Annotated in this window: 23 protein-coding genes; 15 read left to right on the top strand and 8 right to left on the bottom strand. The window is 45.2% G+C overall.

Features of this window, described 5'->3' with window-relative positions:
* The first annotated feature begins 56 nt into the window (after window positions 1-56).
* The 8 genes from pilW to AAEU32_RS05275 all read left to right on the top strand — a co-directional run bounded on the left by pilW (window position 57) and on the right by AAEU32_RS05275 (window position 9,906).
* Window positions 57-2,531 carry a type IV pilus biogenesis/stability protein PilW gene (gene pilW / locus AAEU32_RS05310; protein WP_421969487.1) on the top strand — a complete coding sequence of 825 codons (2,475 nt, stop codon included), beginning with the start codon at window positions 57-59 and terminating at the stop codon, window positions 2,529-2,531.
* Window positions 2,528-3,475, top strand: a complete 948-nt coding sequence (locus tag AAEU32_RS05305; RefSeq protein WP_421969486.1) for a RodZ domain-containing protein — start codon at window positions 2,528-2,530, stop codon at window positions 3,473-3,475. The genes pilW and AAEU32_RS05305 overlap by 4 nt, the downstream gene beginning before the upstream one ends.
* A 5-nt stretch (window positions 3,476-3,480) precedes the next feature.
* Window positions 3,481-4,599: a flavodoxin-dependent (E)-4-hydroxy-3-methylbut-2-enyl-diphosphate synthase gene (ispG, locus tag AAEU32_RS05300; protein ID WP_421969485.1), complete on the top strand. Its 1,119-nt coding sequence runs from the start codon at window positions 3,481-3,483 to the stop codon at window positions 4,597-4,599.
* Window positions 4,600-4,712: 113 nt separating this feature from the next.
* Window positions 4,713-5,987 carry a histidine--tRNA ligase gene (gene hisS / locus AAEU32_RS05295; RefSeq protein ID WP_421969484.1) on the top strand — a complete coding sequence of 425 codons (1,275 nt, stop codon included), beginning with the start codon at window positions 4,713-4,715 and terminating at the stop codon, window positions 5,985-5,987.
* Window positions 5,988-6,007: 20 nt separating this feature from the next.
* Complete coding sequence (locus tag AAEU32_RS05290; RefSeq protein ID WP_421969483.1) at window positions 6,008-6,640, top strand: YfgM family protein; 633 nt, start codon at window positions 6,008-6,010, stop codon at window positions 6,638-6,640.
* 15 nt (window positions 6,641-6,655) lie between these two features.
* Window positions 6,656-7,828, top strand: a complete 1,173-nt coding sequence (bamB, locus tag AAEU32_RS05285; protein ID WP_421969482.1) for an outer membrane protein assembly factor BamB — start codon at window positions 6,656-6,658, stop codon at window positions 7,826-7,828.
* A gap of 83 nt (window positions 7,829-7,911) precedes the next feature.
* A complete protein-coding gene (gene der, locus AAEU32_RS05280) occupies window positions 7,912-9,393 on the top strand; it encodes a ribosome biogenesis GTPase Der (RefSeq protein ID WP_421969481.1) in 1,482 nt (493 codons plus the stop codon).
* Between the two features lie 123 nt (window positions 9,394-9,516).
* The gene (locus tag AAEU32_RS05275) at window positions 9,517-9,906 is read left to right on the top strand and encodes a VOC family protein (RefSeq protein WP_421969480.1); all 390 of its coding nucleotides are present in this window, start codon (window positions 9,517-9,519) and stop codon (window positions 9,904-9,906) included.
* 48 nt (window positions 9,907-9,954) lie between these two features.
* On the opposite strand, the gene AAEU32_RS05270 is transcribed toward AAEU32_RS05275, so the two are convergent.
* Entirely contained in the window at window positions 9,955-11,646 is a 1,692-nt protein-coding gene (locus AAEU32_RS05270) for a DUF8614 domain-containing protein (RefSeq protein ID WP_421969479.1), read from the bottom strand.
* Window positions 11,647-11,978: 332 nt separating this feature from the next.
* Here AAEU32_RS05270 and AAEU32_RS05265 point away from each other — a divergent pair, with 332 nt between their 5' ends.
* Window positions 11,979-12,818 (top strand): HDOD domain-containing protein, encoded by an 840-nt coding sequence (locus AAEU32_RS05265; RefSeq protein WP_421969478.1) that lies wholly within the window; start codon window positions 11,979-11,981, stop codon window positions 12,816-12,818.
* A gap of 56 nt (window positions 12,819-12,874) precedes the next feature.
* On the opposite strand, the gene rdgC is transcribed toward AAEU32_RS05265, so the two are convergent.
* Together rdgC and AAEU32_RS05255 are read right to left on the bottom strand one after the other, a co-directional pair.
* Window positions 12,875-13,783, bottom strand: coding sequence for a recombination-associated protein RdgC (gene rdgC, locus AAEU32_RS05260; RefSeq protein ID WP_421969477.1), 909 nt, complete (start codon window positions 13,781-13,783; stop codon window positions 12,875-12,877).
* A 68-nt stretch (window positions 13,784-13,851) separates the two neighbouring features.
* A complete protein-coding gene (locus AAEU32_RS05255) occupies window positions 13,852-15,612 on the bottom strand; it encodes a sensor histidine kinase (protein WP_421969476.1) in 1,761 nt (586 codons plus the stop codon).
* A gap of 659 nt (window positions 15,613-16,271) precedes the next feature.
* Between AAEU32_RS05255 and thrA the strand changes: the two genes are divergently transcribed.
* The 4 genes from thrA (at window position 16,272) to ung (ending at window position 21,669) form a co-directional block, all read left to right on the top strand.
* A complete protein-coding gene (gene thrA, locus AAEU32_RS05250; RefSeq protein ID WP_421969475.1) occupies window positions 16,272-18,689 on the top strand; it encodes a bifunctional aspartate kinase/homoserine dehydrogenase I in 2,418 nt (805 codons plus the stop codon).
* A gap of 9 nt (window positions 18,690-18,698) precedes the next feature.
* Window positions 18,699-19,640 carry a homoserine kinase gene (gene thrB, locus AAEU32_RS05245; RefSeq protein ID WP_421969474.1) on the top strand — a complete coding sequence of 314 codons (942 nt, stop codon included), beginning with the start codon at window positions 18,699-18,701 and terminating at the stop codon, window positions 19,638-19,640.
* Window positions 19,640-20,923 carry a threonine synthase gene (thrC, locus tag AAEU32_RS05240; RefSeq protein ID WP_421969473.1) on the top strand — a complete coding sequence of 428 codons (1,284 nt, stop codon included), beginning with the start codon at window positions 19,640-19,642 and terminating at the stop codon, window positions 20,921-20,923. The genes thrB and thrC overlap by 1 nt, the downstream gene beginning before the upstream one ends.
* 65 nt (window positions 20,924-20,988) lie before the next feature.
* Window positions 20,989-21,669: a uracil-DNA glycosylase gene (gene ung, locus AAEU32_RS05235; RefSeq protein ID WP_421969472.1), complete on the top strand. Its 681-nt coding sequence runs from the start codon at window positions 20,989-20,991 to the stop codon at window positions 21,667-21,669.
* 104 nt (window positions 21,670-21,773) lie between these two features.
* On the opposite strand, the gene AAEU32_RS05230 is transcribed toward ung, so the two are convergent.
* Together AAEU32_RS05230 and tal are read right to left on the bottom strand one after the other, a co-directional pair.
* The gene (locus AAEU32_RS05230; protein ID WP_421969471.1) at window positions 21,774-21,959 is read right to left on the bottom strand and encodes a DUF3545 family protein; all 186 of its coding nucleotides are present in this window, start codon (window positions 21,957-21,959) and stop codon (window positions 21,774-21,776) included.
* A 155-nt stretch (window positions 21,960-22,114) separates the two neighbouring features.
* On the bottom strand, window positions 22,115-23,065 hold the full coding sequence (gene tal / locus AAEU32_RS05225) for a transaldolase (protein ID WP_421969470.1): 951 nt from the start codon (window positions 23,063-23,065) through the stop codon (window positions 22,115-22,117).
* A 338-nt stretch (window positions 23,066-23,403) separates the two neighbouring features.
* Here tal and yaaA point away from each other — a divergent pair, with 338 nt between their 5' ends.
* A complete protein-coding gene (yaaA, locus tag AAEU32_RS05220) occupies window positions 23,404-24,183 on the top strand; it encodes a peroxide stress protein YaaA (RefSeq protein WP_421969469.1) in 780 nt (259 codons plus the stop codon).
* Window positions 24,184-24,285: 102 nt separating this feature from the next.
* Here yaaA and AAEU32_RS05215 read toward each other — a convergent pair whose 3' ends face one another.
* Window positions 24,286-24,522, bottom strand: coding sequence for an EF-hand domain-containing protein (locus AAEU32_RS05215; protein WP_421969468.1), 237 nt, complete (start codon window positions 24,520-24,522; stop codon window positions 24,286-24,288).
* A 363-nt stretch (window positions 24,523-24,885) separates the two neighbouring features.
* Between AAEU32_RS05215 and AAEU32_RS05210 the strand changes: the two genes are divergently transcribed.
* Window positions 24,886-25,386 (top strand): DUF1543 domain-containing protein, encoded by a 501-nt coding sequence (locus AAEU32_RS05210; RefSeq protein ID WP_421969794.1) that lies wholly within the window; start codon window positions 24,886-24,888, stop codon window positions 25,384-25,386.
* A gap of 197 nt (window positions 25,387-25,583) precedes the next feature.
* Here the strand turns inward: AAEU32_RS05210 and AAEU32_RS05205 are convergent, their stop codons facing one another.
* Together AAEU32_RS05205 and AAEU32_RS05200 are read right to left on the bottom strand one after the other, a co-directional pair.
* The gene (locus AAEU32_RS05205) at window positions 25,584-25,802 is read right to left on the bottom strand and encodes a hypothetical protein (protein WP_421969467.1); all 219 of its coding nucleotides are present in this window, start codon (window positions 25,800-25,802) and stop codon (window positions 25,584-25,586) included.
* Between the two features lie 47 nt (window positions 25,803-25,849).
* On the bottom strand, window positions 25,850-25,981 hold the full coding sequence (locus AAEU32_RS05200) for a hypothetical protein (protein ID WP_421969466.1): 132 nt from the start codon (window positions 25,979-25,981) through the stop codon (window positions 25,850-25,852).
* Between the last annotated feature and the right edge of the window lie 59 nt (window positions 25,982-26,040).

Raw genomic sequence — 26,040 nt, 5'->3', positions numbered from 1 at the left:
AACAAAAGGGCTTTTCGGTAATATAGTTGCAATAACGGAATAAACGAGGCTCAGCCATGCGCAAGCTGTTAGCGACCAGTATTAGTTTACTCGCCCTTGGAGGGTGCGTAACGGAAAACACTTATGTGGGCAGCGATAAGCCCGTTGTTGAGAAAAAAATCAACAACGTTGACGCCGCCCGAACCCGCATATCTTTAGCCTTAAACTACCTCTCTCAAGGTAACAGCACTCAAGCTAAGTACAACCTTGAGCGTGCAGTTAAATTTGCCCCCGAGCTACCCGAAGTTCACTACTCAATGGCCTACTATTATCAACAAGTAGGTGAATCTCAGCGCGCTAAAGACGCGTACGAAAGAGCCCTTAAAATAGAGCCCAATGATCCAAATACATTGAACAACTACGGTGTGTTTTTGTGTGATATTGGCGAGTATGAACAAGCGGTTGATAAGTTCATGGCCGCTATCGATGTTCCTAGTTATTTACGTGTGGCCGAAAGTTATGAAAACTTGGCCTTGTGTGCGCTGGAGTTCGATAAGTTTGATGCGGCAGAATCGTTCCTTGAAGACTCGCTGCAACATAGCTCATTGCGCGCATCAAGTTTAATAAACCTTGCGGCTGTAAAATACGCTAAAAGCGATTTTCATCATGCGCAGCAAATTCTCAAGCGCTATGAGCGTTCAGGGCGTGTTTCATCGCGCTCCCTACTGCTTAGTTATTTGATTGAAGAACGCATGGGGCATGTAGAAAAAGCACGCAACATAGCCAAAACAATCGAAACAACCTATCCATCATCTCTTGAAGCGCGCGTTGTGCGTGAGCAGCGCTACAGTGCGAGTGAGTTTGAGCAACTGCGCGAGCAGTATCGTCGTCATCGACTCGATGAGTTACAAGGAAGCATCGAGGGGGACCGACTTGTCGCCAAGCCAAAAATAAAAATTGTGAAGAAAAAGGCACCGCCGCAAGCACAAGAGCAAGCAACAGATAAAGCACCGGCTGATGGCTCATCAGCTATTGCAACAGTAGCTGCGGTTGCAGCGCAAAGTGCAGTGGTAGTGGCTCAAGAGGCTTCTCAAGAAGCAGCTGTTGAAGCAAGTGAGTTAGCAACAGCAGCAACGCAATTGACACAAGAAGACACAGCGCAACCCGTCGTTGAACCTGCTGAGCAAGCACAAGAATTGGTGGCTGCGCAGCCAGTGGTTGAGTCACAAGACGTTGATGTCATCCAGACAGAAGATGCATCTGTGGATTTATCGCAACAGATGGCACAAGAGGAATCACAAGAGTTATTGCAAGAGCGCTCTGAGGAGGCTTCACAAGAGTTACCACAAGACCTTGCACAGCAGCCAGAGCTTGCGCAACAGCAGTTGCTACAAAGTGAATCGCAAAGCAGTGAAATAGAGCAGGCATTTGAAGAATCAGCGCAGGATATGGAGCAATTTGCCCAAAGCGTTGAGCAATCGGCTGAAAGTGTTGAGCAATCACCGGTGGATATTGCTGAGCAAGTGACACCAGAGGCCCCTCAAGAACTGAATGAAGGCAATCTGGAATCTGCAGCGCAAGAGTCGCTAGCAGAGCTTAGCAATGCAAATGACGCGGTAGTCAACGACGTGGATGCGCCAACGCAAGACGCTATGCAGAGCACTCAAGACGTTGCACAAAGCGCGATTGAACAAACGACTTCAACTGTCGAAACCGCTGTGGACGAAGTGACACAACCGGCTGACTATCAATATGAAGAATTGCCTGTATTGTCGTCAGAGTTGGCTGATGAGCCTGTTGGTGAGCCTATCAGCGACCCTATCAGCCAGCCAGTTGACGAGTCTGTCAGCGAGCCAATTAACGATACGATGGCAGAGCAAAGCGACGTTACACAGGTACAAGGATCCTCGCTTGAGATAGAGCCTGAAGTGGTTGTGCAATCGAGTGAGCAAGAAGTACAGACAGTGGTCGAGGAGCAGCCTGAGCAAGCGCCTTCTAATGCGCAAATTGAGCAGAAGAAAAATGAGCTGCAATCGGAGTTAGCTCTTGAATTTTCGCAGCTGAATGAATTGTCTTCGGAGCAAGAAGCGCCAGCGCAAGAAAACAACGAAGTGCAAATTGACAGCCCAGAGCAGGCTGAGCCTGAAACCACAGAGCAAGAAGCCGACACTTCAGCTGAAGTAAGTGAACAGCCTGAAGTGGAGACTGAATTAGCCAGCATTGACTCTGAGAAAAAGGCCGAACGTCCGTATCATGTGATGCAACGTGGGGAAACCTTATTCAGTATTTCTGCTCGCTACAACATCCGTCTGAGTACACTGCGCAAGTGGAATAACTTAGAAAGCGTTGATAAGGTACGCAGTGGTCAAAAAATTTATTTGGCGCGTCCAAGTGATTACCATGTAGTGCAAGCCGGTGATACCTTGTATGAGATTTCAAAGCGTTACAACATTTTGATGAGCACATTACTTGAGTGGAATCAGCTTGATAAGCAAGCGACTTTGGTTCCGGGTGATAAAATTTACGTGGTGGAACCTAAGAAACAACTATGAGCGAAAGTGACGAAATAGCACCAGAGCCAAAGCAAGAAGATTTGGCTCCACAACAAATAGGTGAAGTCTTAGCTGCGGCTCGAGAGAACAAAGGTTGGACGATTGAACAGCTTGCTCAGAAGATGAACTTAACTGTGAGCAAGTTGACTGATTTAGAGCAAGGACATTTCGAAAACTTAGGCGCACCGATTTTTGTAAAAGGGTACATTCGTTCTTATTGTAAGCTTGTGCAAATAGACGCCAGTGAGTTATTAACGACGCTCGAACCGCAAACGACCAAGCATGCTCAAGCAAGAATGCAAAGCTTTTCGCGTCGCACCGAAAAAGAGGCGCACGACCATAAGCTGATGGTTTTTAGCTACATTGTACTGGCAATTATCATCGGGTCCTCATTATTTTGGTTCTTACAAGATTCTGAAGAAACCGTGACCGTGCCAACACAGGTTGAAACCTCTAAAGCGCTTGTCGCACCAAATGCAGTAGATGAGAGCTCGTTGCAAACGAGCGACTTGGCAGCAGAACAAACGTCTGTTGCAGTGCAAACGGGTGCTCAAGGCGCTAGTGAAGGTTCAATTGAACCGCAGCAGACAAGCGCGCCACAAAACGTCGACTTGCAGAGTGAACCAGCGCAGCCCGAGCAGGCAGCGCAAAGTGCGCAGCCAGATGCTAACGAGCAAGAGGTTGCGCTCAGCGCTGGTGAGCAAAGAGTTGTGATGCGTTTTAGTGGTGAATGTTGGGCTGAAGTACAAGACGCTAAGGGTAAGCGTTTACTTTACGACATCAAACGAGCAGGCCAAGTAGTCGAATTGGTTGGACAAGCTCCGTTCGCAGTCACCCTAGGCAAGCATGATGCAGTAGAAATTACAGTAAATGGTGAAGCGGTTGATATTTCACAGTTTCCTAAGAACCGCCTCGCTAAATTTTCATTACCGTTAACAGAGTAAGTAGTATGTTTTCAGAGTCACCGATTAAACGTCGTAAATCCACACGTATTTATGTTGGCGATGTGCCCATTGGTGATGGTGCGCCCATCGCAGTTCAATCCATGACCAATACAGACACCATGGATATCGATGCGACGGTTAAACAAATTCAAGATATCGCTCAAGCAGGTGCCGACATTGTTCGTGTTTCTGTGCCGACCATGGCCGCTGCAGAAGCGTTCAAAAGCATCAAAGAGCAAGTCGACATCCCGCTTGTGACAGATATTCACTTTGACTACCGCATTGCGTTAAAAGTCGCAGAATATGGCGCAGATTGTTTGCGTATTAACCCAGGGAATATTGGTAACGAAGAGCGTATTCGTGCGGTGGTTGATGCAGCGGGCGAGCGTAATATTCCCATTCGCATCGGTGTGAACGGTGGCTCTTTAGAGCGTGATTTACAAGAAAAATATGGCGAGCCAACACCTGAGGCTTTGCTTGAATCTGCGATGCGTCATGTAGAAATTTTACAGCGCCTTAACTTTGATCAATTCAAAGTTTCGGTTAAAGCCTCTGATGTATTCCTCGCCGTTGGTGCATACCGATTACTGGCAAAAGAAATAGACCAGCCTTTGCACTTGGGGATCACTGAAGCTGGCGGGTTCCGTTCGGGTTCAGTGAAATCAGCTGTAGGGCTGGGTATGTTGCTGGCTGAGGGTATTGGTGACACCTTGCGTGTATCACTTGCCGCCGATCCGGTGCAAGAAATCAAAGTGGGCTTTGATATTCTCAAGTCCCTTCGCATTCGCTCTCGCGGAATCAACTTCATTGCTTGTCCTAGCTGCTCGCGTCAAGAGTTTGATGTAGTGAGCACCATGAACCAATTAGAAGAGCGCCTCGAAGATGTGGTTAAACCCATGACAGTATCGGTGATTGGTTGCGTGGTTAATGGCCCGGGGGAAGCCTTGGTCAGTGACGTAGGGCTTGCCGGCGCAAATCGTCGCTCTGGTTTATACATCAATGGCGAACGTCAAAAAACACGTATCGATAACGACAATATTGTCGATGAACTCGAGCAACATGTACGTGATTATCTCGCAAAGAAAGAGCAGCAAGAGCAAATTGACATCAAATTAGTTGATTAAGCTTTACGCTACTACTTGGTAGGCGCGCCGCAAAAGGCTATAATGGCGCGCTTATTTTATCGACGCTTTTCATAGGCTGGGTTCAGCCTCAAACAGAATTTTTGGAAATATCAGTGGCAAAACAAATTCAAGCAGTTCGTGGAATGAACGATATTCTTCCTGGCGACACGCAAGTATGGCAAAAAGTTGAAGATACTCTGCGCCGTTGTGTTGCTTCATTTGGTTATCAAGAAATCCGTTTCCCAATTGTTGAATCAACTGACCTGTTCAAACGCTCTATCGGTGAAGTGACTGATATCGTTGAAAAAGAGATGTATACCTTTGAGGATCGCAACGGTGATAGTTTAACCTTGCGCCCAGAAGGTACGGCGGTGTGCGTACGTGCAGGTAACGAAAATGGCTTGTTGTACAACCAAGAACAACGTCTTTGGTACATGGGTCCTATGTTCCGTCATGAACGCCCGCAAAAAGGTCGTTACCGTCAGTTCCACCAGTTTGGCTTAGAGGCTTTTGGTATTGCTACTGCTGATATCGACGCAGAAGTGATCATGCTCACTGCGCAGCTGTGGAAGGAGTTTGGTATCAGTGATGCAGTGCGTCTTGAATTGAATTCGTTAGGTTCAAATGAAGCACGAGCGGCTTATCGTGATGCGCTTGTTGCATATCTAGAGCAACATCAAGATTCATTGGATGAGGACTCAAAGCGTCGCATGTACTCTAATCCACTACGCGTACTTGATAGCAAAAACCCAGACGTGCAGGCCATTTTAGCTGATGCACCAAAGCTCTCTGAACACCTCGATGAAGAGTCTCGTGCACATTTTGCAAATTTATGTGAACGTTTAGACGCCGCAGGTATCGAATATCAGATTAACGAAAAGCTGGTACGTGGTCTGGATTACTACAATCGTACAGTTTTTGAATGGGTTACCGAGAGTTTAGGCGCTCAAGGCACCGTGTGTGCTGGTGGGCGTTATGACGGCTTAGTTGAGCAGCTTGGTGGCAAAGGCTCTCCAGCGGTTGGTTTTGCTATGGGCATGGAACGTTTAGTTCTACTGCTTCAAGCGCTTGATAGCGTTGGTGATATTCGCAGAGACGCTGATGTATACGTCGCAGCAATGGGCGAACAGGCGAGCATCCAAGCTCCTGTAATTGCAGCAACATTGCGCGCTGAAGTACCAGGTTTGCGTGTGCTAGTGCACGCAGGTGGCGGTAACTTCAAAAAACAATTAAAACGTGCTGATAAAAGCGGTGCTGAAGTGGCACTGATTTTAGGCGAAGATGAACTCAACCAAGGTGTGGTAACGGTGAAATACCTACGTGAAGAAAAACCACAGGTTACTATGTCCTTGGAAGAAATTACCCAGCTGTTGGCTGATTTGATCTAGACAAAGTCTAAGAGGGTATGATGGAAATTTATTCAACAGAAGAACAACAAGAAGAAGCAATTAAAGGCTTTCTAAAAGAACACGGTGTATCTATTTTCCTAGGTATTGCGATTGGTTTAGGCGGTTTGTACGGTTGGAAAACATATAACCAATCACAACTTGAAAGCGCTGAAATGGCATCAGATGCATTTAACAAAGTAGTACAAAGCACAGCAGAAGAAGGGTCTGATGTTCTGGCTCAAAGTGAAGCTTTCATCAGTGCTCACGAGGATTCGAGTTATGCAGTACTTGCAGCATTCGTTGCTGCTAAAGAAGCGGTAGACAACAATCAGCTTGATGTTGCAGCGCAAAAGCTACAGTGGGCACAGGAAAATGCCGCGACAGCTGAACTAAAAGCGATTGCAACAACGCGTTTGGCACGTGTGCAGTTAGCACAGCAAAACTTTGAAGCGGCTATGGCTACCTTAAATGCTGAGTTACCAGCAAGCTATGAAGCAAATGTTGCTGAGTTAAAAGGTGATATCTACCTAGCGCAAGGCGATAAAGATAATGCGCGCACGCATTATCAAAATGCGGCAGATAAAGGGGGTCTAGAGGGCAACCCATTACTCCAAGTTAAATTGGACGATTTGGCCGCACCAACGCAAGCGTAATAGGGAGCAAGTGCAATGAAAAAGGTCACACTTGCGAGCATCGCTTTGTGCATGGCAACGCTAGCCGGTTGCTCGTCAAATGATGAAGACGAACTGGTTTTGCCAGAGATCAACAATCAGTTTGAGACTCAAGTAATTTGGCAAGAAAGTGTGGGTGATGGCGTAGCTCATTACTTTTCACGCTTGCAGCCAGCGCTATATAAAGACCAAGTATTCGTCGCATCACGTGACGGGACGGTTGAGGCGTTATCACTAGAAAGTGGTGATTCGCTTTGGCGCACCGACGTGCGCGAAGACCAAGGCTTTTGGTTTTGGGGTAGCGAGCAAAATGCCAAGCTTTCAGGTGGTATCTTACAGGCCTACGGTAAATTATTCATTGGCTCAGAGCATGGTGAAATAGTTGCTCTTGACCGTGAAACAGGTGAGCTGGCGTGGCGTAAGAATGTTCCTGGTGAAGTGTTATCAAGACCCGCTGCTGGCGATGGCTTAATTTACGTTAACCTAAGCTCAGGTAAGCTCCTTGCTTTGCACCCAGATACCGGTGAAGAGCGTTGGAACTATGAACAAGAAGTGCCACCGTTGACACTTCGAGGTTCAAGTTCTCCCGCGGTTGCCAACGGCGGTGTATTAGTGGGCGAAGAAACGGGTAAGTTAACGGTATTGATTTCTGATAGTGGTTTTGCCGCATGGCAAGCTGACGTAGCGCAACCTAAAGGTGCATCAGAATTCGAGCGTTTAGTAGACGTAGATACCGAGCCTAAAGTGAGCGGCCCATTGGTGTATACCTTGGCATACAACGGTAACCTTGCGGCAGTTGATATACGTTCTGGCAACGTAGCGTGGAAACGCGAGTACAGCAGCTACCGTGAATTTAGCATCGTCGGCAATTCAATTTATGTGGTTGATAGTGATGGTGTTATCTATGCTTTAGATAAGAGCTCCGGTATTGAGCGTTGGTCTCAGGCAGGCTTGCGTGGCTGGTACATCACAGGCCCTGCAGTGTTAGGGGATTTCCTCGCTGTAGGTGACCAAGAAGGTAATCTACACTGGTTAGACATCAACAGTGGTGAGTTAGTAGCGCGCCACGAGTTTGATAGCTCAGGATTTTATGTTGAGCCAATGGTTGCCGATGATCGTCTTATCATCGTAACCCGTGATGGTGAAGTGAGCGCAGTTAAAGCGCAATAGTTTAAGGGCATCGCCCAAAGATAGGCTTCGCCTTAGGCCACTGGGCCTCGGCGGAGCTTTTTTGTTATTTAAAGAGGTACATTATGCTTCCTGTGATCGCCTTAGTTGGGCGACCTAATGTCGGCAAATCGACATTGTTTAACCGTTTAACTCGTACTCGGGATGCGCTTGTTGCAGATTTCCCTGGTCTCACGCGTGATCGTAAATACGGCCAAGCGAGCTATGATGGGTTTGACTTTATCGTTGTTGATACTGGCGGTATCGATGGCTCTGAAGAGGGTATCGAGACTGAAATGGCCGAGCAGTCGCTGTTAGCGATTGAAGAAGCGGATGTCGTGCTTTTCCTTGTCGATGCACGTGCAGGTATGACTGTGGCTGACCAAGCCATCGCACTGCACTTACGCAAGCAAGAAAAGAAAGTATTCTTAGTTGCCAACAAAACTGACGGTATTGATGCTGATTCTAACTGTGCAGAGTTTTATCAGTTGGCGCTAGGTGAAGTTTATCAAATTGCCGCGGCACATGGTCGTGGTATTACCGGTCTGCTTAGCACCGCTTTACAACCTGTTATTGAAGAAATAGCGAAAGAGCGTCAGCTGCTGTTAGGTGAAGATGATGCGTTAAGTGCTTATGAAGATGAAACTCATGAGCACGACGAAAACGGCGAAAGTGCAGAGCATGAAGACCTAGCAAATAAAGCTATTAAGCTCGCAATTATTGGTCGTCCTAACGTGGGTAAGTCAACGCTTACTAACCGTATTCTCGGTGAAGAGCGTGTGATTGTGTACGATATGCCGGGTACCACGCGAGACTCAATTTATATTCCAATGACACGCAATGATCGCGAGTATGTGCTCATTGATACCGCTGGGGTTCGCAAGCGTAAAAAAGTCAGTGATGTCGTTGAAAAGTTCTCAGTGATTAAAACCCTCAAGGCGATTGAAGATGCCAACGTGGTATTGTTGGTAATTGATGCTCGCACTGGTATTTCTGATCAAGACTTAAGTTTATTGGGTTTTGCATTGAATGCGGGGCGTTCTTTGGTGCTTGCGATCAACAAGTGGGACGGCTTGGATATGGATGTGAAAGACCGCATCAAATCAGAGCTTGACCGTCGTTTAGGTTTTGTTGACTTTGCCCGTATTCATTTTATTTCAGCGTTACATGGTACAGGCGTTGGCCACTTGTTTGAATCGGTAGAAGAAGCATATGACTCCGCCACTAAGCGTATCAGCACCGCAATGCTTCGTCGTATAATGGACATGGCGCAAGCTGATCACCAACCGCCACTGGTAAGAGGGCGCCGTGTGAAACTTAAATATGCCCACGCTGGCGGTTATAACCCACCGCGAATCGTTATTCACGGCAACCAAGTGCATGAGCTACCAGATAGCTACAAACGTTACCTGATGAACTATTACCGTAAGGCTCTCGATATTATGGGCACGCCTATTAAGATTGAGTTCCGTGAAGGAGATAACCCGTACGCGGGCAAGAATAATAAGATGACCTTGTCACAACGTCGTCGATTGAGAAAAATCGGCCAAGAAAGTAAAGGCAAATAATGAATAAGAAGAGCGCTTACACAGCGCTCTTTTTTTGTCTGTTTTACCAACTGTGAATCTTGTGCTGTAATGTATTAGCAATTGAATTAAATCATTGATCTTCCTAGCGAGAAAACCAATCAGATGGAATGCATAGGTACGACCATTTTTGTAGATAATGTCGAAGAAGTACTCGATTTCTACTATCAAGCGTTTGGCATATCAACTGCTTACATAGATGAACAAGGCACCTATGGTGAGCTAGATTGCGGGCAATGTGTTATCGCCTTTGCCGCGCATGCTGTCGCTCAGTCTCATTTTCGCCAAGGATACATTCGCTCCCATCCAAAGCAACCTACATTGGGATTTGAGCTGAGCTTTGAGTGCGAAAATGTGCCCGAAAGTTTTGCTAGAGCCGTTGAAGCAGGGGCGGAGCCTCATGCACCGCCCACGCTGATTGCAGGGCAAATGATTGCGTTTGTACGCGCTCAAGAGGGAACCTTAATACGCTTGATGAGCACCAATAAAAAATAGCGCCTGAAGGCGCTATTTTTTGGATGTATTGTTTGCAAGCGTTATCGCTTATTGCAAGCCCAGTACTTTTTTCCCTTGAATGAAATGAACATCTACAGGAATGTTGGCTTGGCTGAGTTTCTCTAAGTCTGCTGCAAGTTCCGGTTTGATATCCCCCATAGTTGCAACAAGCTGATCCACTTTTTGGTAGTCACCATCACCTTGTAAGGTCAAGATAAGACGAGATAACTTCTCCATTGCTGCGGCCATTTTATCCATGTTTACTTTGTATAGCCCGTTTTCATCTTTAGAGAATGCACCTTCTTGTTTGAAGAAGTTAAAGCGGATCATATTTGCTTTACCATGAGCGCTTGATGCGCCAAAGCGAACAGAACGGAATATACCCGCCATGAAGGTTACATAATAGTCTTCAAGTGTGCCCTCAGTGATTTCGCCTTTTTTAAGCAGTTGCTCAACCATATATAGGCCAAGAATGTCAGCTTTACCTTCTTCAAGAGCGCTTGCGTGCTCTTGTAAAGACTGACGCACCGTACCTTTGCCAGTAATGGTGTTTTTAATCCCTAAACCGTGTGCCACTTCATGGAACATGGTGTTGGCAAAGAACGCGTCGAAGGTAATGTGTTTACGCTGTTCGGCAACAATAAGCTCTGCTGCAATCGGCATTAAGATCTTGTCGAATTTTGCGCGCATCGCGTTTTTAAGCTGCAAACGGCGCGTGCCCTTTTCAAGTTGTACCTGCTCATCGTTTGGCAGGTTGATGGCAATGGTTTTACTGCCTGCATTAGAGTGACCTGCGTAATAAATAACATCGTAGGCATTGAGATCTGCATCAGAGCCAGGTACTTCTTGCTTGTACTGCTCGTCAACAGGAAGTCCTGTTTGTAGCTCAGGTAAGAACTGCGCGAACTTGGCTAGTCGCTCGCTCCATGCCATGTCTTTGACAAGCACATATGACTCAAACGCAGCTCGGTAGCCAAATAATTGGTCTTCATACGTTTCAATGGGGCCGATAACCACGTCGATTGGATTGTTTTTCATGTCCATCCATGCAAAATCTGACGCTTGATAATCATCACTGACAAGTGCATCTGCACGCATGCTCAAGTAGTTTGCGAATTCTTTGTCATCAGCCAGTTCACTCGCCTCACGCAACAATTTTGCTGCTGCTTGAAGTTCTTGAGCGTAATGTTCAGAGTAAGCGACACTGTATAGTTTGCCCTTGTTATCGCGCTTGATTAGCGAGTAAAGACCTGTTTTATCAGCAACATCACTAGCCTCTAATTCTTCTTTGGTCATATCCGCTGGGTAGAATTGCGCACCTGCTGATTTGGCGTCAAAGCCGCTAAGGAATACTTGATCACCATTCAAACGGTCCCACGGACCGTAGTTGATATCAGCAAAATGACGTACATCTTCATTATCTAGTTGCCCAAGGAAGGCTTCTTTATCCTCTGAAAAAGCTTGTTGCCAGAATAAGTCATCCATGATTTTTGAGGCATCAATAAGCTTAGACAGCATTTTTTTCTGGTTGCCGCTTAGGTGAGATAAATCAGTATTTAACTCGAAGTTGGTGTAAATGTTTAAACGGTTCTCATCGATGTTTACAAGCTCGATGCTGGTTTTCGCCTTTTCTTTAACTTGTACATCGCTTGCTGTTTGTTCTGGCTGCTTAGAGCAAGCGCTAAGAGTGAATACACCTGCTATCATTAAAGCGTGAGAGATTTTAGTTAATTTACTCATGGGTTTCCTTGTTGGCGGCGCAAATAATGAAGTGACATGCCATATAGACACCTTTGCGCAAATTTGTAGTTATTGGAGTCTCAAAAGAGGGGATGCAAATAAATCACAGTGAATGTGGTTTATTTGTTCTTGTGCCCTCAATGTATTTGATTAATTTAACCAATTTACCTGAGTGCTGACAATGGTAAAAAATGTTATGGGATAAAGAATTTTTGTAAATTAATAGGCATTTACGCTATCACTTTCTAAACTTTATCGGTAACTTATAGTTTATATTTAAGAACATAACAGCGTTGTGCAATTAAGCCGCTGACAGAAGGATACGTTCGAGAATGTCCACAGAAAATGCCTTGCTGACCATACTGGTTGACAGAATAAACAACGACACCTTGGTTTTGCCAACATTACCAGAGGTGGCATTGAAGGTGCGTAACAGCGCAGATGACCCAGATATCACTTTGCATACGATGGCTGATGTCATTGCAACAGACCCAGCATTGTCGGCTCGGATGATTAAAGTCGCTAACAGTGCCCTTATGAGTCGTTCGGTAAAGGTCACCACAATTAACCAAGCTGTAACGCGTATCGGTTTACGCCAGATTAAGAATATTGCCACTGCTATGGCTATGGAACAGCTGTTTGTTTCTCAAAATGACCTCATTAAGGGGTATATGGACAAAGCATGGTTGAAGACTATTCGTGTGGCCTGCCATGCCATGGTGCTGGTTAAAAAATTTCGTGAACTGCAGCGCCATGAAATTATTAATACCGAGACTATTACACTGGCGTCGCTGACCTATAACATAGGTATCTTGCCCATTTTGACTGAAGCGGAAAAGCACCCAGAGGTGTTTGCCAATCCGAGTTTCCTAGCGCATGCCATTCAAAAGCTTGCCGGTCGAATTGGTGCCGCTATCCTTACTGCATGGGATTTCTCAGACGAGTTTGTAGCGGTGGCTAAGAACTGGTCTGATCCAACCTACCGTCCTGAAGAAATTGATTTTGTTGATTTTGTACGTATGGGCGCGATCATGGAAGGGATCTTACAAGTCTCCGATAAAGAAGCTGCACTGCAAGTTTATGTTGATAAAGGTATTATTCCTTCAGTAGAGCTTTTTGCCGATACAGATTATCAAGATATGGTTAAAGATATGCGCAGTGTCTTTAGCTAAAGGCACCTTAAGTTAAATAAGCAAAAAGAGCCTCAACGGAGGCTCTTTTTTACACACTACAGGTCTTCTGAGTCACCTAAATAGCTCGTCAGTGCTTCGAGGAGCTCTTTAATTTCTTCTGAAGCGAGGATGAAGTCCGCATCCAGTTTTACTGCCATATCTTCTTTTGGAATATCCGCATTTTCTTCTTTAAGTACATCAGCATAATTCACACGCTTAATCGAGCCGTCGTTTTGCAGAATGAACTTAATACGCTCTTGATACTCCAGTGCTAACTTAGTGACTTCTTTACCATTGTCGAGGTGGTTTTTAACCTCTTCACTTGATAGGTCGTGTCCTTTGAGCTTAACTTGCGCGCCACTGTCTTCAGGCTCTTGAAGCTCAGCGTCTAAGCCAATAGCAAAACCTTCTGGCGCGTTAAAATCTTTTAACCAACTGGTTAGAAATAGTCCCAAATCATAGTTTGCAAATGCAGGTACCACCGGCAAGGTGCCAAGTGACTTACGTAGCAGTGCCAACAGCTCTTCAGCTTTGTTAAAGCTTGCGCTATTTACGACGACCCAGCCGTTTTCCATATCGATAAACGCAAATTGCAGGCTTGATTTTTTAAAGGCCTGCGGCAGTAACATGTTGAGAATATTTTCTTTGAGTTCGTCTTTTTCTTTCTTCGCAACGCGACGGTTTTCTTGAGCTTCAAGTAGGTCAACTTTCTCTTGAACCATTTCATTGACTACGGCTGCAGGAAGCACTTTCTCTTCGCGCTTTGCGCATACTAAGATGGTATTTTTTGAGAAGTGGCTCAGAGTTTGGCCATGTTTGCCAAGCGCTTTCGTCCAGCCGAAGGTGTGGAGATCTTGATTACCACATGGGCGAAATAAGTCTTGCTCGAGGGCTTTTTCAAAGTCTTCTTGTTGATAACTAATGTCTTGTTTAAAGCGGTAACAAATTAAGTTACTAAACCACATAAATATACTTCCATGGAGCGCATCATGCGCAATATTATTGTGGCGTCATCATAACAGGAGTCATAGCGCTAATTAAACATTTGCATTGGCTTTGGCATGTCTTTTGGAATCGTGATCATATACTGTAAGCCTTCATTTGGCTCACTGCTCACCTCGATATCACCACCAAGTGTTTGTTTTACCAAGTTAAAGGTTATGTGGGTGCCTAAACCACTGCCACCTTGGTCACGCTTCGTTGTGAAGAAGGGGTCGAACAATTTATCGAGCTGCTCGGCATTAACCCCACGACCATCGTCTTTGTAGATGATCAGTACGCGACCGTCTCGCTCTGTGACGTCAATGCTGATGTTGCCCTGAGTGATCCCCTCAAAACCGTGAATCAGTGAGTTCATGATGAGGTTAGTAAAGATCTGGCTGATAGCACCTGCAGGCAGGTTTAACACTAAGTCGTCTGGGCAATTAATGGTGATATCATGCTTTGTTTTCTTGAGTTTAGGGTGTAATGAACGGATAACTTCACCTAAATACTCTTTAAAGTTAATGGTGCGTACTGCTTCACTAGCCTGGTCAACGGCTATTTGTTTGAAACTCGCAACGAGCTCAGAGGCTCTGTCTAAGTTACTGGTGAGTAACGCAGCGCTTTGTTTTGCGTCTTGAATAAACTCTTCTAGTTCTTTAGGAGAGAGCGTTTTATTAACGTAGGCCTGCTCAACAGCATTAAGACGTTCTTGTAAGAAAGAAGTGGCGGTCACACCAATGCCCACAGGGGTATTGATGTCGTGCGTGATACCCGCTACCAAGCCACCCAAAGCTGCCATTTTTTCAGAGCCTAATAAGCGCTCCTGCGCCAGATTTAGTTCATCAACGTAGCGTTGCATTTCGCTTTGCTTGGTCAGTAACTCTTGCTCCGTATGACGTCGTAACTCAATTTCTTCTGTGAGGTTTAGCTTTTGCTTCTCAAGCTCATATTTTTGCTGCTGTAAATCCATCATAGCTTGGCTTAGATTCGAGGTTTTACGCGCGACTTCCTGCTCAAGCATGATGTTTTGTTGGTCTAGCTTTTCGTTGCTTTTAATAAGCTCATTTTGAGTTAACTCTAGCTTATTTCGGTACTCAACTACTTTATTGATTAGGTTGTTAAATGCTTGAGCCATAACGTTTAATTCGTTCTGTTCTTGTCCCTTGAGCTCAATATGGGTGCCTTCTAGGTCATCGAGCTCGATAGATTCAATTTGCTCAGTAAGCTGCCTCAGCGGCGAGGTAAGGTGTTTTCTAAAGGCTAACAAAAACAGCAAGATTAAGAATGCTGTTTTGATCATGGCATTACCGACTAGCAGGTAAATTGACACTATGATGCGGCTGACAACGACATCACGGCTTGAAAATAGCGTGACATCACCAACTTGTGTCGCACGACCAGAGAATTCAAAAATAAGAGGAAAGGTATAACCGAATAGCCCAGATGGGGTGTCTTCAATGATTGATGCGTCTTGCACCAGTTGCTGCGAGTAGAGCTCGCGTATATCCAGTGAGCGGCCTAATTGGGAAATAACCTCCCCGCTGTCGTCACGTACTATGATGCCCTCAACCATTGGGATGGCGATAAGACCCTCTGCGATGGTGACGCTTTGATCTGTGTTCAATTCCCAAATTGCGCGAGTCAAACTGCCACTGAACGTTTTTTGCAGCGTTTGCAATTCATCGCGGATGTAACTTTTAGTATTGAAGTACTCAGCAAAGACTTGACCGCACGTGACAATAAAAGTGAGTACAAAGTACACGGATAAAACATTGGTTAGCAGTTTTTTAGACAAACTATTGTGCAACATGCGCGTACTTGGCCCTGATAAATCACAAAAAATGGTATGAATGCGTTAATTGTATATTTTTATTCTTTTTCACCGAAACAACCCTAACACTAAGGTAGCGAAGGATCATGAAAAAATAAATAAAATAATAGCTTAAAGGGGAGAGATTAACAAAATATAGCGCTATTAATCGCAGTTAAATAAGTATCAATTTGTACCCCTAAAGTATACTGAATATGGAATAACCATCCTTTATTAAGTGATACGTTAAAAAGTAACTAGTGTGTACTGCGACAATGGTGACCGTCATGCACAGTGAGAAGGTTTAGTGATAATTCTTCGCATGCCTACCATGCTTACGTAGTTCTGTAACCTTAATAGGTAAGTGTCTCTGCATAATTTTATCTTTGGGTGATATAAGAAATGTTCAAATGGCATAATTAATCTTTTATTTTGCGGTTGACAGCAAAGGTCATTTTCGGGCAGTCTAACAAGCATGAAAACAAATTACGTAACACTGACCACCATTATTACAACCATCATCCTTAGTGGATAGTGGCATGGGTCAGTGCGCAGATATAAAAAAGGCCTATGCTAAACAGCATAGGCTTTTTTTTTGGCTCTTCGCCTATCTGAGCACACTCAGTTTTAAATGGGGTTTTTAGGGGAATGAGGAAGTTATGCAGGTATTAAAATTCGGAGGCTCGTCGCTTGCTGATGCGCGCTGTTTGCAGCAAGTCAGTGACATCGTCAGAGGTGAACTAAAAGAGCAAATGTTATTGGTGTTGTCAGCGCCAGGTGGTATGACAGACAGTCTCGTTAGCCTGGTGGAACAAGCGCAGTCAGGTGCTAGTTTCGAGCAGGCATGGCAAGAACTCGTTGAGCGCAGTGAGCGCTTGAAAAGCGAAGTCAGTGCCACGGCATCACAGCCTGAGCACTGGCCTGACTTTGATGCACTTAGGAAAAAGCTCGATGGAGTGGCGTTGCTAGGGCAGTGTCCTGACTCAGTGATGGCGTATGTGATCAGCTTTGGTGAGCGCGTAAGTGTGGCACTGATGCAAGCCTTGCTTAGGGATTTGGGGGCGCATTATCTCAGTGCTGAGAAGGTGATTTGCTCACACGGCGGGTATCTGGATGCTGAAGTTGATTTAGATGCATCGAAAGTGCGTTTTCAGCAGTATTTAAGCGCCAACCCCGCGCGCGTAAGTATTATGCCTGGGTTTACCGGTGCTAACGAAAATGGTGAATTAACAACGCTTGGGCGCAATGGCTCTGATTATTCAGCCGCAGTGGCTGCGGCCTGTTTAGAGGCTGATGTATGCCAAATTTGGACAGACGTAGATGGTGTATACAGTGCCGATCCTCGCTACATCAAAAGCGCTCAGAAGGTGGACTTTTTATCCTATAAAGAAGCCATGGAACTATCGTACTTCGGGGCGAAAGTGTTGCATCCGAAAACCATTGTTCCCTGTGCCAAAGCGGGCGTACCATGTGAAATTAAAAATACCCATGACCCCAAGCTACCTGGTTCATTAATCAGCGATGAGCAATTATCGTCAGAGCCGGTAAAAGCCTTATCGAGCTTACAAGACCTTGCCATGTTGACAGTATCCGGCCCAGGTATGAAAGGGAAAGTCGGTATGGCAGCGAAAGTGTTTACAGCGTTAGCCGCAGACAATGTCTCTATCGTTATGATCACCCAATCTAGTTGTGAATTTAGCATCAGCTTCTGTGTACACCAGCATGATTTATCTTTGGCACTTAAAGCGTTGGAAACAGCGTTTGAACTAGAGGCCAAAGCAGGCATCATCGAACCTGTACAAGTACAACGCAATCTCGCTATCGTTACTTTGGTGGGTGATAACATGCGTGCCCACAAAGGCCTTGCTGCTAAATTCTTCGCTTCATTAGCGCAAGCTCAGGTCAATATCGTGGCCATTGCTCAAGATTCAACGGAGAGCTCAATTTCAGCCGTAGTTGACGGGGAGTTATGCAATGATGCGGTGAAAGTGTGTCATGAAAATTTCTTCACCCACATCCCATCTATTGATGTGTTCTTATTGGGCTGTGGTTTGGTTGGTAGTGAGCTGTTGGCGCAAGTGCAAAAGCAACAAAAGTGGCTTAAAGAGCGTAATATTAAGCTCAAAGTCAGAGGCATCGCTAACTCTCGCCAGTTATTGCTAAATAGCGATGAGGTTAACCTTAATAACTGGCAAAACGACTTACAAAGTTGCTCGCAACCGTTTGACCTTAAACTGGTAGAGCAATTTGTGAAGCAAAACCACCTCATCAATCCAGTCATTGTTGACTGTAGTTCGTCGGGTAAACTCGCAGCACAATACCGAGATTTCTTAAATGCTGGCTTCCACGTTGTGGCAGCGAATAAAAAAGCCAACACCAGCTCAATGGCCTATTACTACGAATTGCAGCAAGCGGCGCAGAAAAACAATCGACGCTTTTTGTATGAAACCAACGTAGGTGCAGGGTTGCCTGTGCTCGATAATTTGCAGTCATTGTTTGGTGCAGGGGATGAACTATTGCACTTCAGCGGTATTTTATCTGGTTCTTTGTCCTATATGTTTGGTGTTATTGGCGATGGTTTGAGTTTGTCAGATGCGACCAACAAGGCAAAAGAAAATGGCTTCACTGAGCCTGACCCTCGCGATGATTTATCGGGCACAGATGTAGCGCGTAAGCTATTGATCATCGCGCGTGAGTCAGGGCTTGAATTAGAGCTTGATGATATTGAGGTTGAGTCAGTATTGCCAGAGGGCTTTGCAGAGGGCCTTAATGTGGATGAGTTTATGGCCAAGCTCCCCGAGTTAGATGCAGATTTTGCCGACAAGGTTAATTCAGCAAAAGCACAAGGCAAAGTACTTCGCTATGTGGGAAGCATCGACAATGGTCGTTGCCGAGTCGGCATAGAGGCTGTTGATAACGCGCATGCACTGTATGATATCCGTGACGGGGAAAATGCACTGGCTATTCTCAGTGCCTACTACCAGCCAAAACCATTTGTGATCCGTGGCTATGGTGCCGGTGCAGAAGTGACTGCTGCGGGTGTATTCGCTGATATTTTAAAAACGTTGCCGCGCTAGGAGAGCCAAATGATAGAAGTATATGCACCTGCCTCCATTGGCAACTTTGCTGTGGGCTTTGATGCGCTAGGAGCGGCAATCGCCCCCTTAGATGGCTCATTGCTCGGTGATGTGGTTAAAGTCAGTGCCAGTGATAAAACCCAGTTTGTATGCTCCGGTGAATATGCGCATAAGCTACCCTCTGAAGCAGAACACAACTTGGCCTATATGTGTTTAGCACACTTCAAAGAGACAGTTGCTCCGAATATGCCTCCAGTGCGTTTAGAGTTAGTTAAAAACTTACCGGTTGGCTCAGGCTTAGGCTCAAGTGCTTGCTCAGTGGTTGCAACTATTGCAGCACTGGACAAATTTGCAGGCACCCAATTGAGTGATGAGGCGCTAATAGAACTGATGGCAGACTTTGAAGCCAAAGTCAGTGGTGGTCGCCATTATGACAACATTACGCCATGTTTCTTGGGAGGATTACAGCTCACTGGTGAACTTATTCCGGGTAAGTCTTTGGCTATTCAAACTCCAGAAAACTGGTATCCAGTTGTCGCCTTTCCGGGCTTTTCACTGAACACCGCAGCAGCGCGCGCGGTATTACCTAAACAACTTGATATGCATGACAGCGTAGAGTTTGCCCAGCGTTTGAGTGCATTTTGCACCTTGATGCTACAGCAACAAACTGACAAGGCGCTGTCTATCTTAGTCGATAAAGTCGCAGAGCCGTTTCGTGCTCCTTTAATTAAAGGATTTAGCGAAGCGCAGCAAGCTCTGTTGGCTCTAGGAGCAAAAGCGGTCAGTATCTCTGGCGCAGGACCTACTTTATTTGCGCTGTGCGATAACTTAGATACAGCTGCGCAATGCGATCAGTGGCTGCGCGAACACTATATTAATGAACACGGTTTTAGCCACGTATGCCAACTAGATTGGGCTGGGACACGGCAGTTGAATGAGGATAAGAAGTAATGCAGTTATATAATTTAAAAGACCATGAGCAGCAGGTGTCTTTTGTTGAAGCCGTGAAAACAGGCTTGGGGCGCAATCAAGGTGTATTTTTCCCGACGCATTTAGCGCCACTTGAGGATGTAGATGCACTGCTTGATTTGGATTTTGTTACCCGCAGCGCCAAAGTGTTGCGCCACCTATTGGGGGATGAGCTCAGTGATGAAACCATCGCAGGCATGGTTGAAGGCGCATTTACGTTTCCTGCACCGCTTGTAAAAGTTGCGGATAATATGCACTGTTTAGAGCTGTTTCATGGCCCGACTCTGGCGTTTAAAGATTTTGGTGGCCGTTTTATGGCGCAGTGTCTCGCTCAATTTAGCCAAGGTGAAAAGGTCACCATTTTAACAGCGACGAGTGGCGATACGGGCGCTGCTGTGGCCCATGCATTTTATGGCAAAGAGAATATTGATGTAGTGATCCTGTACCCTGAAGGTAAAATTTCACTGGCACAGCAAAAACTCTTTACGACGTTGGGTGGAAACGTGCATTGCTACAGTGTCACGGGTTCATTTGACGATTGCCAAGCCATGGTTAAAGAGGCGTTTTTAGATGATGAGCTTAAAACTCGCTTGGGTCTAAATTCAGCAAACTCAATTAATATCAGCCGTTTATTAGCGCAGGTATGTTATTACTTTGAAGCGGTTGCTCAACTACCTAAAGCGCAAAGAAGTAAAGCACACATTTCAGTACCAAGTGGTAACTTTGGTAATGTGTGTGCGGCGATGATCGCGGCCGTTATTGGCTTACCAATACAAAAACTCTCGGCTACGACCAATCAAAATGACACGGTTCCGCGCTTTTTGGCGTCTAAGCAGTGGCAACCCAATGACACCTTAGAGTCTCTATCAAATGCCATGGATGTGAGTCGTCCAAATAACTGGCCGCGGGTACAAACCATGTTAGATAACGGTGACTTTAGCTATGGCGATTTCTTCTCCCATGCAGTTGATGAGCAAACAACGCAAAGTGCGATGAAAGAGCTTAATGAAATGGGGTATTTGGCAGAGCCACATACAGCGATTGCTTATGAAGGTTTGAAAGCAGATCTCGCTGATGATCATCAAGGGATTTTCCTAGCAACAGCGCATCCAGCGAAATTTAAAGAAAGCGTGGACAGCATTTTGGATATGGACTTACCTATGCCTCAAGCGCTCGCCGAAGCCCTAGCAAAACAGTGTTTAGCACAACCCATGAGTGCTGACTACACGCAATTGCGCGAAGCGATGCTGAACAAACTCGGCTAGTTTGATAAGCTACTGCAAAGAATGAAACGGCCTCAATGGCCGTTTTTTATTATTAAGAGAGCATTATGACTACTTGGAATGATTTATTAGCGCCACAACAGCAGATGGCTTATTTTCAAGACACCATTAACTACGTACAGCAACGTCGTGACGAAGGGGTGCAGGTTTATCCTATGCCAGAACAGGTGTTTGAAGCATTTTGCGCCACGGAGTTTGATGATGTTAAAGTGGTCATTCTTGGTCAAGATCCCTATCACGGACCAAACCAAGCGCATGGGTTATGCTTCTCTGTTTTACCGGGAGTTAAGCCGCCGCCGTCGTTGGCCAATATGTACAAAGAGTTAGCTCAAGATATCGACGGTTTTGTTATTCCTAAGCATGGCTACTTACGCTCTTGGGCAGAGCAAGGGGTGTTGCTGTTAAATACCGTTCTTACGGTAGAGCAGGGCAAAGCGCACTCTCATAAGCATTTGGGGTGGGAACAATTTACCGATGCAGTCATTGAGTTATTGAATACTCACGCAGATGGCATTGTCTTTTTATTATGGGGTTCACATGCCCAGAAAAAAGGTAGGAAAATAGACACCAACAAGCATGTTGTGCTCAATGCACCACACCCTTCGCCGCTGTCGGCTCACCGCGGTTTTTTTGGTTGTCAGCACTTTTCAAAAGCAAATGAGGCATTAACTCGACAGGGCAAACAACCTATTAATTGGTTGTTACCGGAGCAAATAACGACACAATAAAACACCTCACCCGTTTTTTACCAATCAACATAAGTACGTGAACAGTTAAAAAACAGGGGCGCTATACGTAAAAAAGGAGCAGCTTGGGTTGCTCCTTTTATTTGCTAGAAATCGAGTTCTTCTAAGCTAATGTCATCGCTGAATATGTCTAATTCTTTTAATTCTTTGCGAAGACGCTGCTTATCTCTTAGTGCTTCAATTTCGCGCCATTTACGTTTTTGCTTGCGACCAGAACTTTTTCTAGCCTCAGGACCTTCTATTATTTTTATTAGTTCGTTAAGACTGTCCATCACATACTCCTGTATACCTAACGCAGTCAATCTATACCATAGAAAGTCCTAAAGTAAAACGAAAATGTGTATCAAATGTTACCAAGAAGTGACCATTAGATTACAAAAAAACACCAGCGAGATGCTGGTGTTTTTATATTCGGTATGAGGGACGATTACAGTGTTTTGAATCGCGCTTCTAAATCGAGCTGGGCTTGGGCGAATGAGCGAATGCCTTCTGCAAGCTTCTCTGTCGCCATTGCATCTTGGTTGTGCAACCAGCGGAATTCACTTTCGCTTAGTGGAGCAGGCTTCGGTGCCACATCACCACCTTGTGTTAGCAGGTACTGCGTGTTGGCTGGCATTTGTTCAAGCTCTTCAAGTAGGGCAGGACTAATTGTTAAACGGTCACAGCCTGTAAGTGCGAGGATTTCCCCTGTGTTTCTGAAGCTTGCGCCCATAACAATGGTCTCGTAGCCATGGCTCTTATAAAACTCGTATATGCTGCGTACTGATTGTACGCCAGGGTCCGTGAGTGGATCGGTAGGCTTTTGCATGCCATTGGCAACGTGCCAATCAAGAATACGACCGACAAACGGAGAAATAAGGTATACATTCGCATCGGCACATGCTCGTGCTTGCGCTTCGCTAAATAGCAAAGTCAGATTACAGCGAACACCTTCTTTTTCGAGTTGCTCAGCTGCCTTGATACCTTCCCATGTTGATGCGATTTTGATCAGAATCTTATCGCGACTGACACCTTCTAGATCATACAGCGCAAGCAACTGCTTTGCCTTGGCAATGGTCGCCTCAGTGTCAAAAGATAAACGTGCATCAACTTCTGTAGAAATATAGCCCGGAACAATATCGGCAATTTCCTTACCAATAAGTACAGCAAAATAGTCACACGCCAGCTCTAGTTGTGTTTGTGCATCATCGCTTTGCGACTTTGCATAGTGCCATGCCTTATCTAAGTAAGGTTGGTATGCCTCAATCTCACTCGCTTTTAATAGCAGAGATGGGTTGGTGGTGGCATCTTGTGGCTGGTGCTTTCGAATTGCGTCGATATCACCGGTATCGGCAACGATAGTTGAGTGTTGCTTCAACTGTTCTAGTGCTGTGCTCATTTGCTTTCCTCATTCCAAGCAGTGGTGTCTAAATAGTGTGTCGTACGTTGTACTAAGCAAACACGATTAGATTAATGTGTTTATGTTGCACCTAAGTGACAATTAAAGGCAGGTCAATTGTCCGTGCATGAGTGCTGCGGCTCAAAATATAACCCGCAAAGTGAAATCAGTATTGTGTTTGAGCTTTGCGCGCCGGTATCACGTTGCTTAGGGACACCGAGCAAGAGCGTCGATAAATCATCAATTTAATCGAATATACTGATTTATGAATAAAGCGTGATCTTTGCTTTATTTAATGTTGAAATTGACACTATTGAAGAGCCAAGTCAACAGCAATTATGATTACTGTCATTTCTCCAGCAAAAAACCTTGATTACGATACTCCAGCACCTGTAAATACTCATACTCAGCCTGAATTACTGGCACACAGTGAAGAGCTAATTGAGGTGTGTAAAGAGTTGTCTCCACAGCAAATTGGCAGCTTGATGAAAATCAGCGATAAGTTAGCGGGGTTGAATGCAGCACGATTCAGTGAATGGGCTCAACCATTCACCACTGATAACGCTAAGCAAGCTATCTTTGCCTTCAACGGTGATGTCTACACTGGCATAGATGCTAGCACGCTTGATGAAGAAGCACTGACATACTCACAACAGCATTTACGTATTTTGTCAGGGTTATATGGCGTGCTAAAACCCCTTGATTTGATGCAAGCATACCGTTTGGAAATGGGCACCAAATTAGAAAATGGTCGCGGTGCAAACTTGTATAAGTTTTGGGGGAGCATTATTGCGCAAAAGCTTAACGAAGCGCTTGAGCAAAGTGGTGCCTCAACACTTATAAACCTAGCCTCAAATGAGTATTTCAAAGCAGTCGATAAAAAGGCGCTTAACGGGGACATCATCACGCCTATTTTCAAAGATCGTAAAAATGGTCAATACAAGGTGATCAGCTTTTATGCCAAGAAGGCTCGCGGCATGATGGCTCGTTATATTATGGAAAATAAAGTGGACTCACTGGCCGCGCTTAAAGCGTTCGATACAGCGGGTTATTACTTTAGTGAAGAGGCTACAACAAAAGCAAATGAACCCGTATTCTTGCGAGAAGAGCAGGCGTAACAGAGCAACAGCTCACAGTGAAATGTGAGTAAAAAGGACACTAAAAAAGCGCCACAGGACATCTCTTGGGCGCTTTTTTAATAATATTGTGATGGCTACAAATTACTGGCGAGCGTAGTTGGAAAACTCACGCAGCGACAGTTTGCCGTCTTTATCTTGATCATAGCTGCTAAAGCGTGACCATAACGCGGGTTCTTGCGCTGCCTCAGATTTACTGATCGCGCCATCGCGATTTCTATCTAATTCCTTGAAGCGTTTTTCAATGCTTGACGCAGATGCATCATTGGCGAAAGCCAAAAGCATTAAGACACTTAAAATAAGTACTACTTTGTTCTTCATTCCACACCCTAGTGCGTGTTTACGCATGTTCTGAGTAAAGCCTAACTAATCTCTTTTAAAGCGCAAATGGAATAAGATTAATCGCCTATTTGCTGAGATTAACTCAGTGCACAGCTATCTCACCCCAGTTCTTATTCGGGGATAGATGTATTTTACCTAATCTTTTTTACCTAGGCTTTTATCGAGCACTTTATTGTCGCTTACGTTGGGTGAACTTTTGCTTACTGAGTCCATTGCTCTGCAAAATATCCAGTACTCTCTTGGAAAATGCTTATGCTACAAAGAGATATTCAACTCGCTGCGATTCATTTGTCGCTTGGTTTCGCTATACTCGATGGCATTGCCATAAAAAAGGAGCATACAGTGCAGTTATTTTTGGTTTATCTAGGTGGGCGTATTGATGGTTGCCACATTGAAATGCATGACGTGCGCTTTGTAGTGGGCAAGAGTATCGAGCAAACGTATACAAAGCTCAAAGCACAGTGGGTTGGCAACAAAAATAGTGTACACATGGACAGCTACATGGCAGTGCATGACATCGACGGCTATGCCGTTACTATCAGCGATAGTCCGCAAAACCGTCCAGAGCGTTTGTACTTTGTGAATCTTGGTGCCTACGAGGCCGATAAACTAGCTGAGCAGCATGCCTTTACGTTGACTGTGGCACACAGCGCGGAGCAGGCTAAACAGCAAGTAAAACAACGCATGCTGACCAACATGAGTCATCAGCACAAAGATGACTTGCATGAAGTAGATGACTGTTTCGCATTAGACTTACTCGATAGCCAATACCATATTCATCTAACCCCCAGCGGTCGCTCACAAAGTATGCGCCCTGATTGGTTTGGGTATCATGTGCTCTAGGGTGTGTTGACCTTTGAGGTGTTGTCACTGCGTTATCACCTGAGTGACATAGAATGCCTATGCGACGCAGGCACTGCCTTGCCTAACCCCCCAGTGACTGCTGCAAAAACAAACAGCAAAGTTCAACACACCCTAGCATATCAAGCAGTCCTGTCGATTAACTAATCAATCTCCCACTGCCTGATATAAGGAGCTCTCTATTGTTCAGTATCTTGTTGCTCTTGCTTGATGGCCATGCGAATGGCAATCACTACTAGAGCAAAAAGGGCAAAGGGCAGTGCGGCGAGGGCATACTCAACAACATGGCCGTCTTGGTAATTAGGTTGTAGGACAAAATGACCGCCGATACATAAGACGATAGCGACAAATAAAATGGGAAGTAGTGCGAGCTCTTTTTTTGCTTGGTGTTTTTTCACAGTGAAATGCCAGCGGTTTACAGTAGCGCTATTATATCGCAATAGTGTTAGTTTGCAGCTTCCTCTTCAACGTGATGTTCATGGTGGTGGGATGCGTGCTGGTCTGTCATATTCTCTTGCTCATTGAATACTGTAAAGATAAATTCGAGCTCTTGTTGTGTGAGCATTTCAACCTGCATTTTTATTCCTGTAGTAAGCGGTAACTTACTCGTTATCCTAGCAATAGCAGGTTTAATGC

Origin of the sequence: Pseudoalteromonas maris, assembly GCF_049257235.1 — a bacterium.
Lineage (GTDB): Bacteria > Pseudomonadota > Gammaproteobacteria > Enterobacterales > Alteromonadaceae > Pseudoalteromonas.
Note: the sequence above shows the minus strand (reverse complement) of the source record. Positions and strands in the feature narration are given on the sequence as shown.

Bases quoted from the DNA above. Each gene is read 5' to 3' on its own strand.
- pilW (WP_421969487.1), top strand. From the start codon at position 57: ATGCGCAAGCTGTTAGCGACCAGTATTAGTTTACTCGCCCTTGGAGGG.
- AAEU32_RS05215 (WP_421969468.1), bottom strand. From the start codon at position 24,522: ATGAAGAACAAAGTAGTACTTATTTTAAGTGTCTTAATGCTTTTGGCT.
- thrC (WP_421969473.1), top strand. From the start codon at position 19,640: ATGCAGTTATATAATTTAAAAGACCATGAGCAGCAGGTGTCTTTTGTT.
- thrB (WP_421969474.1), top strand. From the start codon at position 18,699: ATGATAGAAGTATATGCACCTGCCTCCATTGGCAACTTTGCTGTGGGC.
- AAEU32_RS05305 (WP_421969486.1), top strand. From the start codon at position 2,528: ATGAGCGAAAGTGACGAAATAGCACCAGAGCCAAAGCAAGAAGATTTG.
- AAEU32_RS05200 (WP_421969466.1), bottom strand. From the start codon at position 25,981: ATGCAGGTTGAAATGCTCACACAACAAGAGCTCGAATTTATCTTTACA.
- ung (WP_421969472.1), top strand. From the start codon at position 20,989: ATGACTACTTGGAATGATTTATTAGCGCCACAACAGCAGATGGCTTAT.
- AAEU32_RS05275 (WP_421969480.1), top strand. From the start codon at position 9,517: ATGGAATGCATAGGTACGACCATTTTTGTAGATAATGTCGAAGAAGTA.
- AAEU32_RS05230 (WP_421969471.1), bottom strand. From the start codon at position 21,959: ATGGACAGTCTTAACGAACTAATAAAAATAATAGAAGGTCCTGAGGCT.
- bamB (WP_421969482.1), top strand. From the start codon at position 6,656: ATGAAAAAGGTCACACTTGCGAGCATCGCTTTGTGCATGGCAACGCTA.
- yaaA (WP_421969469.1), top strand. From the start codon at position 23,404: ATGATTACTGTCATTTCTCCAGCAAAAAACCTTGATTACGATACTCCA.
- der (WP_421969481.1), top strand. From the start codon at position 7,912: ATGCTTCCTGTGATCGCCTTAGTTGGGCGACCTAATGTCGGCAAATCG.
- tal (WP_421969470.1), bottom strand. From the start codon at position 23,065: ATGAGCACAGCACTAGAACAGTTGAAGCAACACTCAACTATCGTTGCC.
- AAEU32_RS05255 (WP_421969476.1), bottom strand. From the start codon at position 15,612: ATGTTGCACAATAGTTTGTCTAAAAAACTGCTAACCAATGTTTTATCC.
- AAEU32_RS05290 (WP_421969483.1), top strand. From the start codon at position 6,008: ATGGAAATTTATTCAACAGAAGAACAACAAGAAGAAGCAATTAAAGGC.
- AAEU32_RS05265 (WP_421969478.1), top strand. From the start codon at position 11,979: ATGTCCACAGAAAATGCCTTGCTGACCATACTGGTTGACAGAATAAAC.
- AAEU32_RS05270 (WP_421969479.1), bottom strand. From the start codon at position 11,646: ATGAGTAAATTAACTAAAATCTCTCACGCTTTAATGATAGCAGGTGTA.
- rdgC (WP_421969477.1), bottom strand. From the start codon at position 13,783: ATGTGGTTTAGTAACTTAATTTGTTACCGCTTTAAACAAGACATTAGT.
- ispG (WP_421969485.1), top strand. From the start codon at position 3,481: ATGTTTTCAGAGTCACCGATTAAACGTCGTAAATCCACACGTATTTAT.
- thrA (WP_421969475.1), top strand. From the start codon at position 16,272: ATGCAGGTATTAAAATTCGGAGGCTCGTCGCTTGCTGATGCGCGCTGT.